This window comes from Psychrobacillus syltrankelensis, from assembly GCF_055454035.1.
This window is the reverse complement of the sequence record NZ_CM144227.1, coordinates 292,031-306,673: the sequence shown is the minus strand read 5'-3', so window position 1 is coordinate 306,673 and position 14,643 is coordinate 292,031. Positions and strand designations below refer to the sequence as shown.

General features: G+C 35.4%; 20 protein-coding genes and 1 other annotated feature. All 20 genes read right to left on the bottom strand.

Going from position 1 to position 14,643, the window contains the following annotated elements:
• Positions 1-375 precede the first annotated feature (375 nt).
• The 20 genes from pheA to ACTSKG_RS01430 all read right to left on the bottom strand — a co-directional run bounded on the left by pheA (position 376) and on the right by ACTSKG_RS01430 (position 14,642).
• Positions 376-1,254 carry a prephenate dehydratase gene (pheA, locus tag ACTSKG_RS01525; protein ID WP_464756401.1) on the bottom strand — a complete coding sequence of 293 codons (879 nt, stop codon included), beginning with the start codon at positions 1,252-1,254 and terminating at the stop codon, positions 376-378.
• A 12-nt stretch (positions 1,255-1,266) separates the two neighbouring features.
• Positions 1,267-1,722: an ACT domain-containing protein gene (locus tag ACTSKG_RS01520; protein WP_464756400.1), complete on the bottom strand. Its 456-nt coding sequence runs from the start codon at positions 1,720-1,722 to the stop codon at positions 1,267-1,269.
• Between the two features lie 17 nt (positions 1,723-1,739).
• The gene (gene obgE / locus ACTSKG_RS01515) at positions 1,740-3,029 is read right to left on the bottom strand and encodes a GTPase ObgE (protein WP_464756399.1); all 1,290 of its coding nucleotides are present in this window, start codon (positions 3,027-3,029) and stop codon (positions 1,740-1,742) included.
• Between the two features lie 5 nt (positions 3,030-3,034).
• A complete protein-coding gene (locus tag ACTSKG_RS01510) occupies positions 3,035-3,571 on the bottom strand; it encodes a Spo0B domain-containing protein (RefSeq protein ID WP_464756398.1) in 537 nt (178 codons plus the stop codon).
• A 192-nt stretch (positions 3,572-3,763) separates the two neighbouring features.
• Positions 3,764-4,054 (bottom strand): 50S ribosomal protein L27, encoded by a 291-nt coding sequence (gene rpmA / locus ACTSKG_RS01505; RefSeq protein ID WP_090564003.1) that lies wholly within the window; start codon positions 4,052-4,054, stop codon positions 3,764-3,766.
• 12 nt (positions 4,055-4,066) lie between these two features.
• Positions 4,067-4,405, bottom strand: a complete 339-nt coding sequence (locus ACTSKG_RS01500) for a ribosomal-processing cysteine protease Prp (protein WP_464756397.1) — start codon at positions 4,403-4,405, stop codon at positions 4,067-4,069.
• A 1-nt stretch (position 4,406) separates the two neighbouring features.
• Positions 4,407-4,715: a 50S ribosomal protein L21 gene (gene rplU, locus ACTSKG_RS01495; protein WP_464756396.1), complete on the bottom strand. Its 309-nt coding sequence runs from the start codon at positions 4,713-4,715 to the stop codon at positions 4,407-4,409.
• 12 nt (positions 4,716-4,727) lie between these two features.
• Positions 4,728-4,807: a sequence feature (ribosomal protein L21 leader region), on the bottom strand.
• 52 nt (positions 4,808-4,859) lie between these two features.
• The gene (locus ACTSKG_RS01490) at positions 4,860-5,456 is read right to left on the bottom strand and encodes a site-2 protease family protein (protein ID WP_464756395.1); all 597 of its coding nucleotides are present in this window, start codon (positions 5,454-5,456) and stop codon (positions 4,860-4,862) included.
• Complete coding sequence (locus ACTSKG_RS01485; RefSeq protein WP_464756394.1) at positions 5,446-5,994, bottom strand: hypothetical protein; 549 nt, start codon at positions 5,992-5,994, stop codon at positions 5,446-5,448. The genes ACTSKG_RS01490 and ACTSKG_RS01485 overlap by 11 nt, the downstream gene beginning before the upstream one ends.
• 415 nt (positions 5,995-6,409) lie before the next feature.
• Positions 6,410-7,210, bottom strand: coding sequence for a septum site-determining protein MinD (gene minD, locus ACTSKG_RS01480; RefSeq protein ID WP_464756393.1), 801 nt, complete (start codon positions 7,208-7,210; stop codon positions 6,410-6,412).
• Position 7,211: 1 nt separating this feature from the next.
• Positions 7,212-7,883, bottom strand: a complete 672-nt coding sequence (minC, locus tag ACTSKG_RS01475; RefSeq protein WP_464756392.1) for a septum site-determining protein MinC — start codon at positions 7,881-7,883, stop codon at positions 7,212-7,214.
• 34 nt (positions 7,884-7,917) lie between these two features.
• Positions 7,918-8,445, bottom strand: coding sequence for a rod shape-determining protein MreD (gene mreD / locus ACTSKG_RS01470; protein WP_464756391.1), 528 nt, complete (start codon positions 8,443-8,445; stop codon positions 7,918-7,920).
• Positions 8,442-9,344, bottom strand: coding sequence for a rod shape-determining protein MreC (gene mreC / locus ACTSKG_RS01465; RefSeq protein WP_464756390.1), 903 nt, complete (start codon positions 9,342-9,344; stop codon positions 8,442-8,444). Before mreC ends, mreD begins: the two co-directional genes overlap by 4 nt.
• Positions 9,345-9,357: 13 nt before the next feature.
• On the bottom strand, positions 9,358-10,377 hold the full coding sequence (locus ACTSKG_RS01460; protein ID WP_464756389.1) for a rod shape-determining protein: 1,020 nt from the start codon (positions 10,375-10,377) through the stop codon (positions 9,358-9,360).
• A 95-nt stretch (positions 10,378-10,472) separates the two neighbouring features.
• Positions 10,473-11,171 carry a RadC family protein gene (gene radC / locus ACTSKG_RS01455; RefSeq protein ID WP_464756388.1) on the bottom strand — a complete coding sequence of 233 codons (699 nt, stop codon included), beginning with the start codon at positions 11,169-11,171 and terminating at the stop codon, positions 10,473-10,475.
• Complete coding sequence (locus ACTSKG_RS01450; RefSeq protein ID WP_464756387.1) at positions 11,168-11,770, bottom strand: Maf family protein; 603 nt, start codon at positions 11,768-11,770, stop codon at positions 11,168-11,170. The genes radC and ACTSKG_RS01450 overlap by 4 nt, the downstream gene beginning before the upstream one ends.
• A 94-nt stretch (positions 11,771-11,864) precedes the next feature.
• Positions 11,865-12,509 (bottom strand): hypothetical protein, encoded by a 645-nt coding sequence (locus tag ACTSKG_RS01445; RefSeq protein WP_464756386.1) that lies wholly within the window; start codon positions 12,507-12,509, stop codon positions 11,865-11,867.
• A gap of 86 nt (positions 12,510-12,595) precedes the next feature.
• Entirely contained in the window at positions 12,596-13,351 is a 756-nt protein-coding gene (locus ACTSKG_RS01440; protein ID WP_464756385.1) for a prepilin peptidase, read from the bottom strand.
• Complete coding sequence (locus ACTSKG_RS01435) at positions 13,348-14,058, bottom strand: hypothetical protein (protein ID WP_464756384.1); 711 nt, start codon at positions 14,056-14,058, stop codon at positions 13,348-13,350. Before ACTSKG_RS01435 ends, ACTSKG_RS01440 begins: the two co-directional genes overlap by 4 nt.
• Positions 14,055-14,642, bottom strand: a complete 588-nt coding sequence (locus tag ACTSKG_RS01430; RefSeq protein ID WP_464756383.1) for a hypothetical protein — start codon at positions 14,640-14,642, stop codon at positions 14,055-14,057. The genes ACTSKG_RS01435 and ACTSKG_RS01430 overlap by 4 nt, the downstream gene beginning before the upstream one ends.
• Position 14,643: the final 1 nt, after the last annotated feature.

Here is a 14,643-nt window from a genome sequence, read left to right as displayed (position 1 = left end):
GCGGGGCTTTCAGCTCGTGCTGTTCCCCCAGGAGTCGCCGCCTTCACTTCAAACAACTAGTATAGAAAGGCTTCTTACATAAAAATCTGATTGAAAAGTCAAATCAAATGTATAACGAGCTTCTTCAAAATTAAATCACCCCTCGATTTCTGCTCGTGGAAAATCGAAGGATGAACAGGAAATCGGGATTTCTTTAATTGCCGTAAACTTGCGGAAATATGTGCTAAGAGGGTAAACTCTTGACGACGTATTTCTAAAAATGAAGTAAACAACGTGAAATCGAGTTACCGATTCACGTTTTTTTTAATTTATAGACTAGTTATGTCCCAGCCTCTTTTTGTATATTTATAAGTATTGCGTTCTCTTAAAAGAATATCAGTCTAAAGGTACTTCATTTTCGGTTTCATATGTATTATAAGAGCCAAGTGATTTGACTTCACATCCTAAAGCCCTTAACTCTTCTAAAGCTCCAACCATCATAGGTTTTCTCTCGTCTTCTAAAATATCGATAACAAAGAAGTATTGCCCTAAGCCTGTTTTTAATGGACGAGATTCAATTTTACTCAAGTTAAGCTGTCTCCAAGCAAAAACGGAAAGTACTTGATGTAAAGCTCCTGAACGATCATCTTTTGGTAAGGTTATCATAACAGTCGTTTTTACTTGACCAATATGACTTGTCTTCTGCAAACAAAGATTTCTTTTTGAAAGAACAAAGAAACGTGTATGATTAAAATGGAAATCATGAATATTATGCTCAACAATTGATAATCCATATTCTTCTGCAGCGGAATAATTTCCGATTGCTGCAATACATGACTCTCCTTTTTCGGAAACAAACTTTGCAGCAGCTGCTGTTGAAGTTGATTGTTCCAAAGGTACTTTTCCAAATCGATAATATAAATATTTATGACACTGTGCCAAAGCATGTGGGTGTGAATAAATAGTCTTTATTTCTTCCCATTTTTCCTCATTATTAGGATGTACCATAAGATGCTGCTCAATAGGAGCTTGTATTTCCGCAATTACATAAAGATCTACTTCATGAAATAAGTAATCGATAGTCAGTGGAACAGTCCCCTCCAAAGCATTTTCTAGGGGAACTACTGCAATATCTACTTTTCCATTTACGACAGTTTCGATGCACTCAGGTATCGTCCGGCACGGTACAAGTACATCACTACTATATAATGCTTTTGTTGCTAAATGCGTAAAGGAAGCTTCCGGTCCAAGATAAGCCACTTTTTGTATTTCCATATGAAACCCTCCTTACAAAGCACCAGAACTAATTACTTCGGCAGATTCCACAAAGTCTAGTCGCTTCATATCATTGATAAATTCATCAAGCTGTTTAGTCATTGCAGTTACATCTAAAGACAAAGTAACGCTTGCTCTCCCCTGAATGGGAATCGTTTGATGTATGGTTAAAATATTTATAGAAGATTCTGCAACAAGCTGTAAAAGTCTGGCAAGAGTGCCTTCTCTATCTTCAAGTTGCAGAAATACCGTCAAAATTCTTTCCTGTACAATCGAATGGAAAGGAAAAACCGCATCACGATATTTATAAAAAGCACTCCGAGATAAATCAACTTCTTTTACCGCATCCCAAATAGAGGATACTTTTCCGGATTGGAGAAGGTACTTAGCTTCCAAAGTTTTTTGCATTGCTTCGGTAAGTACATCCTCCCTTACTAAATAAAAGCGTTGATGGGTCACATCTTTCATACGGTTTCCTCATTTCCCTACTCGATAAATTCAAACTCAAATTCCAATAGTCTTACAGTATCTCCATCTTTAGCACCACGTTCTCGAAGTGCTTCATCGATTCCCATACCACGTAATTGTCTTGAGAATCTGCGAATAGAGTCTTCACGACTGAAGTCTGTCATCTTAAATAAGCGTTCTACAGTTCCACCTGATAATATAAATGCACCATCATCGTCTCTTGAAATGATGAAATCATCTTTCTTCGCTTCATGTTTATACATAACAGATGTTTCAGTTTCTTCTTCAACTAAATTTTGTAATGGATATTCAGGTGCGTTTTCTAACAGATCAGCAATCGCAAATAACAAGTCCTGTACCCCTTGTCGAGAAATTGCTGAAATTGGGAATATTTTCTCTTCATTGCCAATTTTTTCTCGGAAAACTTTTAAATTTTCTTCTGATTCAGGCATGTCCATTTTATTTGCAACAATTAGTTGAGGTCTTTCTGTTAAGCGTAGATTATACTGTTTTAATTCCTCATTAATCGTCAAGTAATCTTCATAAGGATCTCGTCCTTCAAGCCCAGACATATCAATTACATGCACAATTACCCGTGTACGTTCAATATGACGTAAGAATTGATGACCTAGACCAACTCCTTCATGTGCACCTTCGATTAATCCTGGCAAATCAGCCATAGCAAAACTACGATGATCTTCTGTTTCGACCATTCCTAAGTTAGGAACAATAGTTGTGAAATGATAAGGAGCAATCTTGGGTTTCGCGGATGATACAACGGATAATAAAGTCGATTTCCCCACACTTGGGAACCCAACCAATCCAACATCTGCTAAGACTTTAAGTTCTAATGTAACATTTAATTCTAAACCTGGTTCACCTTTTTCTGACAGTTCTGGTGCTGGGTTGGCTGGGGTTGCAAAACGAGAATTCCCACGACCTCCACGGCCACCTCTAGCAATAACAGCCTTTTGACCATGTTCAACTAAGTCAGCTATAACCTGACCTGTTTCTTCGTTCATGACAACAGTACCTGGAGGAACTTTTACAAATAAATCATCCGCATTTGCTCCGTGCATATTCTTACTTCCACCGTGATCTCCACGGTTCGCTTTAAAAATTCTTTTATAACGGAAATCCATTAACGTGCGTAAACCCTCATCTACTACGAAAATAACGTCTCCACCATTTCCACCGTCCCCACCTGCAGGGCCTCCGAGTGGTACATACTTTTCACGACGGAAACCAACCATTCCATCTCCGCCGTCTCCACCTCTGACATACACTTTTACGTGATCAACAAACATTTATTTCACTCCAATCTCTCACTTGCAATTAGTTTAAATTTAATTCGGGATTCTGTGTTTATTTCTTTTTCTACGTGCAATAGCCCATTAAAAGAAGATTCTTCAATCCATTTATATGGTGTCCATTCTCCTACTAATTCCACGTGAATTTCTAGAAAATCATTTGACAATAGATGAACTTTTAATATTTGTTCCTGATAACCTTTAAGCAATGGATAAATAGTATTAATGAATCGTTCTAAGTATTCTTTTAACGACATATCATATCGTTCTGCTCCTCTTTTAAGAAGAGTTGTTTGTACATCTAACGACATCTTATTGTAAGCTATACTGAATGTTTGTAGCCATTCATTTGTATTATTTAGGCCAGTATTATTCACATCAAAAAATTGTGTGCATTTATTTGAGTATGTGTGAATCAGATTTTTCGCCTCTTCGAGTCTATCCATATCTATATTCATTTGAATCAAATGTAGATTATTTAAAAAATCATGCATCGTGTGACGCAACACTTCATTAATTGATATTTGTTTAGAGTCCATAATCGTATACACGCTCCATATTAAGCTGTCCTTACTCAAGTATAACAGGTATAGCTTTATTTTTCTTGAGAGAAATAAGAAAAACACTGAAGCTGATGTCTTTAAAAGTAAACTCATGTATAAATTTTATTTTCTTTACTTTTCAAGAGAAAAGAAAAAGGACTGCATAAATGCAGTCCTTTTGTTTTTAGATTAAGCCTCTTGAGCTACAGGATATACACTTACTTTTTTCTTGTCGCGGCCGAAACGCTCAAAGCGCACTACACCGTCAACTTTCGCAAAAAGTGTGTCATCTCCACCACGTCCAACGTTTTCACCCGGATGAATTTTAGTACCGCGTTGACGGTATAAGATTGATCCGCCTGATACAAATTGTCCATCAGCACGTTTAGCGCCAAGACGTTTTGATTGAGAGTCACGACCGTTACGAGTCGAACCTACTCCCTTTTTGGATGCGAAAAACTGAAGATTTAATTTTAACATATGTTCCACCTCCTACTTTTTGAAGGTAATTTTTATATACTTATCGTATTCTTGCTCAATCGTTTGTAAAGAAACAACCATCGTTTCAAGAATTAACTGCATGTGAGCAGCTTTTTCTGGATTTGATATGCTTGGTGGCACTTCGACGTATAAATAGCCTCCGTCACCTTTTTGCTTAATAATAGGTGTAATTTCTGTAAGAGCAATGATGGCATTAACTGCACCAAATGATACAGCAGAAGCACCTGCACATACTAAATCATTTCCATAATCCGCAAAATTAGCATGTCCTTTCATTTCAAATGAATGAATTAGATCTGATTGATCTTTTGTTACAGTCACTTTAATCATCTTATAAACTAATAGATTCTACTACTAATTTAGTGTATGGTTGACGATGACCTTGTTTTTTATGGTAGTTCTTTTTAGCTTTGTATTTGAAAACGATGATTTTTTTAGCTTTGCCGTTTTTTACAACTTTCGCTGTAACTTTAGCACCTTCCACGAATGGAGCACCAACTTTAACATCATCTCCACCTACGAATAAAACTTTGTCAAAAGTTACAACTTCATCAGCATTTGCATCTAATTTTTCAATGTAGATTTCTTGCCCTTGTTCAACTTTGATTTGTTTACCACCAGTTTCAATAATTGCGTACATACTTGCACCTCCTCTTAGACTAAGACTCGCCTTCCAAAAGGTGACTCGATTACTCGAATACTTTTACCTTTTCAGAGCGGTTGTAGCAACGGGTGCTGCTACAAACATTAACATTAGAATATTATCACATCTGGATTAATATAGTCAAGCATTTTTCGTTATAAAATCGAATGCTAGCTTGTACTTTCTAAATCTCCAATAAGAATAATTTTGTAAAACTAAAAATAAGAAGATAATTGTTACAGAGAGTGCCTTTGGAAAGTAGTACAAACTCACACCGAATATTATAAAGCTAAAGGTAAGAGAGAAAACAATCACCTCAACGTATTTATCTGGAATAAATACCATTAAAGCTCGTCCCCCGTCTAATGGATATACAGGAAGTAAGTTTAAGAATAAAATTATTAGCTGCGTAACCACCATTATATTTTTTTGTGGCAAGTTGACAAAATGAAAAAAGACTAATAATAGAAAAGTAAAGAACGGACCAAATAAAATAACTAAAAGTTGTTGTCTTTTTGTTCGACTGGAAAATTGCTCCATCTTTATCTCTCCACCATACGGTAAAATCGTACATGAATTTACTCTTATACCTATCAGCTTTGCTGCTATTAAATGCCCAAATTCATGAAATAATAGAGATCCAAACACAATGGAGTAAATAGCAATCTCACCAGATAAATAAAAAAATAAAAAAAAAGGAATCATAATGGGATGTACTTTAAAGATTTTATTGGTCATACGTTTCCGCTAGCCATCCGACTAGTTCATTCGTGTCTAAAGTTTTCTTATCCTTTTCTACTTTAATATAAAGAATCTCATTGTCCGCAGACGCAAAAGCATCTCCTGCATTTATAGTTGTGTATGGTAATTGATGAAACTCTTTAACAAATCCAAACGTTGCTGTTTCTCCAGTGTCATACAGGATAGAAAGAGTCTTTCCGGTTTTTTTAGTATAACCAGTAAATATTATCAATCCATTTTCAGAAGCATACAGATCTTGTGAATCTTCAATTGATAAAATTGCACCATCCTCAAAAGGCTGTATCGATTTATACTCGATTAAAGGAGGTGACGTTATAGGTGCGCTAACATTAATGAGATCTTCCGATTTTGTGAACCAAGAAACTACTCTCTTGTATATGTCACTTGGTTTTTGAGGTTCTAGAAGTGATGTGGAATAACTAGTCGATAATACATCATTATTTTCAAATTTATACAACATAAAGAATAGCATTACGAATACAAATGCAAACATCCATTTTTTTTTAGAAAACATAACATTCCCCCTCTTAGATATATATGAAATAGGGGGCAATTTCATGAATAAAAAATAGCGCAAGCGTCCTTTTAAGTGCATCTTGTCTATTTCTAGAGTGCTTTGGACAAAACATTGGCTACACTATTAACATAAAAGTTTTGGATCGTGGTGACTGCGTCGCTCTTCACGATCCATTTTTTGATAATCTTGTGGTAGAGACATAATGCATTAAATTTGGTTAATGAGAGAATAGATACTTTCCTATTCTTTTAAAAAGCGGACGAAGATGCAATTTCGTCCGCTCAGCGCTTCTTTAAGAATAAATAAACACTGAATTACTAGTATATCAATTTCATATAATTTTGCGTGAGCTATGGTAGTTTCTTATCTTTTTAAAAAAAGACTACCAAATATTTTGGTAGTCGGCTAGAATTTATTTTGAAAAGATAGATTTGATTTTAGACATAACACCTTTTTTAGGCATGTCCATTGACATTAATGGTACAGACTCACCTAAAATACGACGGGCAATGTTACGGTACCCTAATGCAGCTCTATTAGATGGATCCATGACAACGGGTTCACCTCTATTTGATGATGTGATAACACTTTCGTCATCTGCTACAATTCCCAATAGATCAATCGATAAATGAGTTGTAATTTCATTAATATCTAGCGCTTCGCCTTTGTTCATAAGATGTTGACGTATGCGATTAATAATTAATTTTGGTGGATCAATCGTTTCCTCCTGCTCCAATAACCCAATTATACGATCTGCATCACGAACTGCTGAAATTTCAGGAGTTGTCACCACAATTGCCTTGTCTGCACCAGCAACTGCATTTTTATATCCCTGCTCAATTCCCGCAGGACAGTCAATTAATACATAATCATAGTCCCTTTTTAACTCGGTCACAAGGTCTTTCATTTGCTCTGGATTAACTGCATTTTTATCGGTTGTTTGGGCAGCGGGTAATAAAAATAATTTATTCTCAAAACGCTTGTCCTTCACTAATGCTTGATGAACTTTACAACGGCCTTCAATGACATCTACAAGATCATAAATGATTCTATTTTCAAGCCCTAGAACAACGTCTAAGTTTCTTAAACCGATATCAGTATCCATTAAACAAACTTTTTTACCTTGAAGAGCCAATGCAGTTCCAAGGTTTGCAGTTGTCGTCGTTTTACCGACTCCACCTTTCCCAGAAGTTATTACGATTGCTTCTCCCACATTAGCTTCCTCCTTTAAATGTCGATAGATTCGGTCTTATTAATCGAAGCTCTTGCAAACGATCAATTGCAATAAATCCATTAGTATGTAAATATGCGCATTCCATTTCTGGATGCTCGGATAATATACTTAACTCATCCGTCATTGTTTCTACTACATTATCAATTATCAAATGAGTAGCCTCTAACCATGATGCTGCAATTACGGCATCTCTTTTACCATTAGAACCAGCATGTGCTATTCCTTTTAGTCTTCCTAATACAAATACATTACCACCAGCGACAACTCTTCCATTAGGATTAACATCGCCGATCACAACTAAGTCACCTAAAGCGGTTATAACTTGTCCAGATCGAACTATACCTACGTAAGTCTCTGATTGATTTTCTAACAATCTTTTATTGCATTCTTCGACTGTCATTACTTCACTTTGAATTTTTGATACTCGAAGATGTGCAGTTTGCTGCACACAGTTGATAATTTCTTTCGCTTGTTCATCATTACAATATCGATTTCCTAATTGTAAAAGAACCTCAGCTTGACCTTCAAAACCCTCGTCAGAAACCTTTTTAGCTAATTCTTCTAAAAGCTCTGCATATGAACACTGATCGTCTAGGCGTAATACAAGGCCCTCTTTCGTTCCTTTAATAGATATTAACTGCTTTTTTGTCAATCAAGTCACCTCAGATCCACCGTTTAACGTAACATTATTTTTGAAGCAATAATGTTTTTTGTTTAAATCGATTTAGAAGAATATATTTAAAGAGCCATCCAAACATCACGATAAAGATAAAGTTAGCAATCATAGTTGGAAGGAGATTATGTTGTAAAAAATCTGTAAAAGTCATGCTTTTAATACCAATAAAAGTATAAAACAAAAATAATAATAACTCTACTGCCGCCACTAAAATAAGTGTCAAAATAGTAGCAACAAGTAAATGCTGATGAACATATTTAACAATAAAACTAGCAACTAAACACATTAATGGATAAATAAAAGAATATAAACCAATAATATCAATGAAAAACACATCATACAAGAGTCCAAAAAACACTGCATAAATTATTGCACGTTTCCGATCATAGTAGATAGCGACAAATATTAAATATATGATTAAAAAACGTGGCACTAAAACATAGAAATCACTATTAAGCTCAATAGGAGAAAAAAGTCCAAAAATCGGTTCCATATAAAATAATAGAACCGAAATGATAATTACTAAAAAACGGATCATAATCCATCACCATCATCTTGAGTTAAGTCACTCTCCGTATTGTTTCCATCTGTTCCATCTACAGGAGCAATATTACGTTGCGATATAATTACATGGTCTAAAATGGAGAAATTAACAGCTGGTTTTACATAAGCAAGCTTAGTCAAGCCGTAATCATCTGTTGTCACTTCTGTAACTTCACCGATTAGGATACCTTTTGGAAAAATTCCACCTAGACCAGAAGTAGTGACTTTTTGACCTTTTTTAACTTCAAACTCGGAATCAATTCTCTTTAATATCAGTTCTTTCCGTTTTTCATCATAACCTTCAATTAGTCCAAAAACTTCTTCTTTGTCTGAAATTACTGCGGACACTCGGTAATTAGGATTTTGAGTTGATAAAAGTTCAACGGTAGATGTATATGGAGTTGTTAATATAACTTTCCCGATTAAACCTTGCGAAGTCATAACAGCCATATTTACTTTTACCCCATGAATTTTTCCTCTATCAATAATAATCTTCTCTTCCCATTGATCTGGATTTCTAGCAATAACAGTAGATTGAATTGGATTAAATGCACGAAGATTTTCTTTTTTATCTATAATTTTACGTAATTCATTATTTTCTATTTCTAAATCATTCACATCTGCTTGTAAGGTAGCATAATCTTCTAATCTAGCTTTTAATCGTTTATTTTCATCATATGTATTAAGTAATGATTCAACATTATTAAAAACACCAGTAACGTACTGTGTCGGCTTCGAAAAAATGGATTGTCCAAAGCCGACCACGTCTTTAATTAATTGTTCAGGTACTGATGCATGATTTCTATCTCGTAACGAAAAGCTGATGAGTGCCACAAGAAATATCATTCCTACAAGCAGCAATATTAATCGCTTATTTGAAAAAAACTGTGGCATACCTCACTACTCCTTAATTTCTCGTTTGTTGTCTTTTTAATAATTCCATATGATCAAGTGCTTTCCCTGTTCCGAAAGCTACACAATCTAATGGATTTTCTGCAATAAATACCGGCATATTCGTTTGGTAACTAATTACTTTATCTAAATTCTTAAGAAGTGCTCCACCACCCGTTAGCATAATTCCACGTTCCATTACATCCGCAGATAATTCGGGAGGTGTTTGCTCAAGTGTTTTCTTTACACCATCAATAATGGCAGAAATAGATTCACGAAGTGCATTGGCAATTTCTTTAGAAGAGATTTCAATTGTTTTTGGCAAGCCAGTTACTAAATCTCTACCACGAATATCCATCTGATCTTCCGTATCCATTACTCTTGCAGATCCAATTTCAATTTTAATTGCTTCTGCAGTACGTTCACCAATTGTTAAATTATATTTTTTACGAACATAGCTAGTAATCGCTTGGTCCATTGCATCGCCGCCAACTCGGACGGATTCACTCGTTACAATTCCCCCAAGTGAAATTACCGCTACTTCTGTCGTACCTCCACCTATATCAACGACCATACTACCAGTAGGTTCCCACACAGGTAAATTTGCTCCGATTGCAGCTGCAAATGGTTCCTCTATTGTTATTGCATCACGGGCCCCAGCTTGTTTTGCAGCGTCAATTACTGCCCGCTGCTCTACAGAGGTAATTCCAAATGGAACACAAATCATCACATTCGGCTTGCTCCATGACATACCTGCCGCTTTCATCGCATTTTTTAAATAATATTCTATCATAGCTGAAGTTGTATCAAAGTCAGCGATTACGCCATCTTTCATTGGACGAATTGCTACAATAGAACCAGGTGTACGTCCAATCATATTTTTTGCATCATTACCAACCGCAACGATAGTTCTATTCTGCACGTTTTTAGCAACTACAGACGGTTCTCTTAATACAATACCTTTACCTTTAATAAAAACCAGCGTATTCGCTGTTCCTAAATCGATACCTACATCTCTTGATCCAAATCCAAACACTATTTTTTACTCCCTTTCCATCAAACGCAAGTTTCTCTATGTTAATTTAAAGTCATAACTCACATTATAACGGATAGAACGGAAAATGCACAGTGTCACATGTACCCCTTTTCTTTTAAACTGATAAATTGATGATCTCCAATGATGACATGATCTAATAATTCAATCCCCATAAGTTGTCCTGCTTCTAATAATCGTTTGGTTACATCAATATCTTCGGGTGAAGGTGCGGGATTTCCGGAAGGATGGTTATGTGCGCAAATTATAGAAGCCGCTGAACGTTTCACTGCTTCGCGGAAGATTTCTCGTGGGTGAACAATGGATGCATTGAGAGATCCGATAAAAATAGTTTGTTTGTGAAGTATCTGATTCTTTACGTTTAAAAAAAGCGTAACAAAATGTTCTTGTTTTAAAGAAGTCATATCGGGCATTAAATAAGTTGCGGCGTCTTTTGGAGATCTAATTGTAAACTTATCATCTGTTTGTTGCTGGGATAATCTTCTCCCAAGTTCAACCGCAGCTAAAAGGTGAACGGCTTTTGCTTCCCCGATGCCTTTCACAGACATCATTTCTTCTAGAGTCGCATTTTTTAATTCTTGAATTTGTTCAAAAAAGGTGAGGACACGATTAGCGAGATGAAGAACAGACTCTTGCTTCGTACCAGTACGAAGCAAGATAGCAATCAGTTCTTGGTTGGACAAGCTTTCAGCACCTTGTCTTATCAATCTTTCACGAGGACGATCTGCTAAATGAACGTCACGAATCATTAAAGAAGGTGGCAAATTCACGGTCATTTGGATTTCTCCTTAGCAAATTCTATTACACCTAAATTTAGCAGAGTTCTATACAAACGACTTATAGGAAGACCGACCACATTATTATAATCTCCTTGAACTTTTTCAACGAATAGTCCCCCCATCGTTTGAATTCCATACCCTCCTGCTTTATCTAAGGAATCACCAGTTTCGACATAAGCATCGATTTCCTCATTGGAAAGCTCATAAAATTTCACTAAAGTAGATTCCGCAAAAGCAATACTAATATCTTGACCTAAAATAGAAACACCTGTAATGACATTATGGACTTTTCCAGAAAGTAATCTTAGAAACTTTTTGGCTTGCTCATTATTTTTAGGCTTGGATAATAACTCACTACCTAACCAAACAGTTGTATCAGCGGCTATTACTATGGCATTGGGATTTCTATGGGCAATGGTGGAAGCCTTTAGATCCGCAATACCGATAGCCATCTCCTCTGGAGTATAGAGACCACCTAACTCTTCGATTACACTGGATGGTTGTACTTCGAAAGGAATTCCTAAACTACTAAAAAGTTCTTTTCTTCTAGGTGACTCACTTGCTAAAATTATTTTTTTGTCTGTAATAAGTTTCATCTTAATTCCCCCTTTACAATAGGATACAAAAGATAAGCAAAAATGGAAATTGTGTATAAAAACATTACAATTTCATTTCACTCCTATATTTACATCAAAAATTCAATTTTAAGCAATTATTTTGTTCTAAATAATGAGTCAAAACAAGCAATCTAATAACGGCAGGATCTTCTGAAAACGTTGATATAGCGGCTACTATACTCATCAAATCTTCAGGATATTCTTCTTTTTTAGCAAGTGTATTAAAATAATTTTTTGATAGTTTTTCTTCTTGTAATACGTTGATAATTTTTTTCATTTTCGGATCTTCACAACCCTTTGTAGAAATATATAATGGTTTAATGAAAGTTTGCAGATTTTCACTATCTGAAGTACTTACCTCATCAACAAACAATTTACTCCACACATAGAATTGATTATTTACATTGACAATGCTTGCCTTTTGAAGGCTTGGTTGCTCACTGATAAATGCAATTGCACTCTCTTTTGTTGTAAACACACCATATTGTTTAGCTTTAAAAGGAAGCGCCAAATCAGCACTTACTTCTATTTTATCTTTTTTTCCTTCCGCATTAGGAGGTGTAGAAACTTGTCCAACCTGTTCTGCCTCTTCTTCTTTTTTTACATTTGATAAGTTTAAAATAAATCCGAAGAGTAATACTCCAACTACCCCTATTATTAAGCCTTGTAAACCCGCTAAAATTACTTTATTTCTCGAATTCCGTCTTCTAATTGGCATAAATTCACCTCTTTTTCCACAACCTTAACATGTAGATAATAAAAAAAGACGAGACCTATGTCGGCTCGTCCACAAAAGTTATCGAGTTAAAAGAACAAATTCACATACCAATCGACAAGCATACTGCCGAAAAAATAAGAAATAATTGCAGCTACAGCAATTGAAGGTCCAAATGGTATCGGAGTTTTACGTCCTTTCTTAGCTTTTTTCAAAAGAATTACTCCAACAATAGCACCAATGAAAGACGCCAAAAAGAGGGTTACTACCGTCTCCGTAACACCTAACACAATACCGATGACAAAAAATAGTTTAATATCTCCGCCACCCATTCCACCTTTCGACAATACTGCGATTAAAAATAACAAACCAAATCCTGTTACCGCTCCTAAAATACTGTCCCACCAAGGAGTTAAAGGCGATAAAATTCTCATTGCAATTAAAGGAATTACGAAGAATAAAAGAATCTTATCCGGTATTAGCATATAAGCGATATCCGATATCGTAATAATTACAAGCAACGAAATAAATAAGATTGCTACAATTAATTCCTTTGAAAACCCAAGTTGAACAAAAGCAAATGCAAATAATACGCCCGTTGTAAGCTCCATCACTGGATACATCCAATGAATTTTCGTTCCACAACCTCTGCATTTCCCTTTTAAAAAGAGATAAGAAAATACCGGCACTAAATCGAGAATCGTCAAATTTCGTTCACAGACAGTGCAATGGGAAGGAGGTTTTACAATAGACTCTCCTTTCGGCACTCGTAATCCTACTACGTTGAAGAAGGAACCGAAAATTAGGCCGTACAAGAAAAATAATACCGTATAAAGAATAGTCATTTTAATTCTCCATTATTTTTTTCATCATAATAGAATGTGGTCAATTGAATTGTAGCAGCTATATCATCATCTATTTCCCCGTTTAATAACTGATCCTCTCCTGGTGCTAACATTGTAATCTGATCAACACGGTAGATACGTTTTAAATTCTCTATTTCTTCAACAAACAAAACAAGTTGTTCATAATTTTTTGTCAAAATAGAAATGTTAAATGTGATTAATTTTAATTTTTCTGGAAGACCTATTTCAGCGACAGGTGATACGGGCGATGCTTCAGACGTTTCATCCGTTGTATCATTATTATTTTGTGATTCAGTCTCCCCATTTTCCAAGGTTGTCTTAGGTAATAACTGAGCATCCTCTATCGTTCCGTCATAATTATTAAACTCAACAGAAACAATTTTAGAATCACTGAGTAATTCCACTTCTTCCATTGAACGGATAAGTTCATTTAATTCACGAGTCAATGGAACTTGCGTTTTTAAATAGAATGTATTCTCTGTCGAATCTTCCTGCAATTGAGAAGAAGAATATTCTTCCTTTAAAGCAGCAACTTCCCCCTGTAAAACCTCTACATTTATTTCCTTAGACGCCTTTTCGTTTTTTAGAGGTAGTATCAAAAAATAGTAAACTGCACCTAACAAAACGATCACAAGAGCAGCAATTAGTATAGCAGCTGTTTTTTTATTACTAACTAATTCGTTCATGGAGTGACACCTCCATTTTCCAAATAGGATGGATCAATATCTAAATTTAATATAGCTGAGTAACGGGGGATAATATCAAACTTCTTTTCCATACTCTCAGCAGAGTTCGAAAGATCAAAATTCGTTACACTCTCCACTTTCACATCCGCAAAATAATTACTATTTAATAATTTATCAATGAATATAGACAAACTCTGCATCGTTTCTACATCTAAAGTGATTTTGATAGTTTGTTCTATAAATTCATATTGACGTAAATATGTATGTTCCTCCATCAGTGAGTTCACTTCTATTAACAATGGACTTACCGGTTTGGAAACACGATCAGCAAAAGTCACAGAGGCCTGTAGATTATCCTGCCCGGACATATTTAAACCATCTACTAGTTGTGTTAAGTCTTCTCTCTCCGCGGCCGAATATGTCTCTTCTGCAGTAAGGGTCTCTATATCCCTTTTCACAGAAAAATATTGAATTAACAAAAACAAAAGTATTGTGACAAATAACATTAAACCAATACCAATAATTAAAATAGAATTGGACTTCTGTCGTTCCATTTTAGGCAATAAATTTATTTCTGGAACCATC

Bases quoted from the DNA above. Each gene is read 5' to 3' on its own strand.
- ACTSKG_RS01485 (WP_464756394.1), bottom strand. From the start codon at position 5,994: ATGTTTTCTAAAAAAAAATGGATGTTTGCATTTGTATTCGTAATGCTA.
- ACTSKG_RS01500 (WP_464756397.1), bottom strand. From the start codon at position 4,405: ATGATTAAAGTGACTGTAACAAAAGATCAATCAGATCTAATTCATTCA.
- mreC (WP_464756390.1), bottom strand. From the start codon at position 9,344: ATGCCACAGTTTTTTTCAAATAAGCGATTAATATTGCTGCTTGTAGGA.
- ACTSKG_RS01510 (WP_464756398.1), bottom strand. From the start codon at position 3,571: ATGGACTCTAAACAAATATCAATTAATGAAGTGTTGCGTCACACGATG.
- pheA (WP_464756401.1), bottom strand. From the start codon at position 1,254: ATGGAAATACAAAAAGTGGCTTATCTTGGACCGGAAGCTTCCTTTACG.
- mreD (WP_464756391.1), bottom strand. From the start codon at position 8,445: ATGATCCGTTTTTTAGTAATTATCATTTCGGTTCTATTATTTTATATG.
- ACTSKG_RS01490 (WP_464756395.1), bottom strand. From the start codon at position 5,456: ATGACCAATAAAATCTTTAAAGTACATCCCATTATGATTCCTTTTTTT.
- ACTSKG_RS01440 (WP_464756385.1), bottom strand. From the start codon at position 13,351: ATGACTATTCTTTATACGGTATTATTTTTCTTGTACGGCCTAATTTTC.
- radC (WP_464756388.1), bottom strand. From the start codon at position 11,171: ATGACCGTGAATTTGCCACCTTCTTTAATGATTCGTGACGTTCATTTA.
- ACTSKG_RS01520 (WP_464756400.1), bottom strand. From the start codon at position 1,722: ATGAAAGATGTGACCCATCAACGCTTTTATTTAGTAAGGGAGGATGTA.
- ACTSKG_RS01435 (WP_464756384.1), bottom strand. From the start codon at position 14,058: ATGAACGAATTAGTTAGTAATAAAAAAACAGCTGCTATACTAATTGCT.
- ACTSKG_RS01445 (WP_464756386.1), bottom strand. From the start codon at position 12,509: ATGCCAATTAGAAGACGGAATTCGAGAAATAAAGTAATTTTAGCGGGT.
- rplU (WP_464756396.1), bottom strand. From the start codon at position 4,715: ATGTACGCAATTATTGAAACTGGTGGTAAACAAATCAAAGTTGAACAA.
- rpmA (WP_090564003.1), bottom strand. From the start codon at position 4,054: ATGTTAAAATTAAATCTTCAGTTTTTCGCATCCAAAAAGGGAGTAGGT.
- ACTSKG_RS01450 (WP_464756387.1), bottom strand. From the start codon at position 11,770: ATGAAACTTATTACAGACAAAAAAATAATTTTAGCAAGTGAGTCACCT.
- ACTSKG_RS01430 (WP_464756383.1), bottom strand. From the start codon at position 14,642: ATGGTTCCAGAAATAAATTTATTGCCTAAAATGGAACGACAGAAGTCC.
- obgE (WP_464756399.1), bottom strand. From the start codon at position 3,029: ATGTTTGTTGATCACGTAAAAGTGTATGTCAGAGGTGGAGACGGCGGA.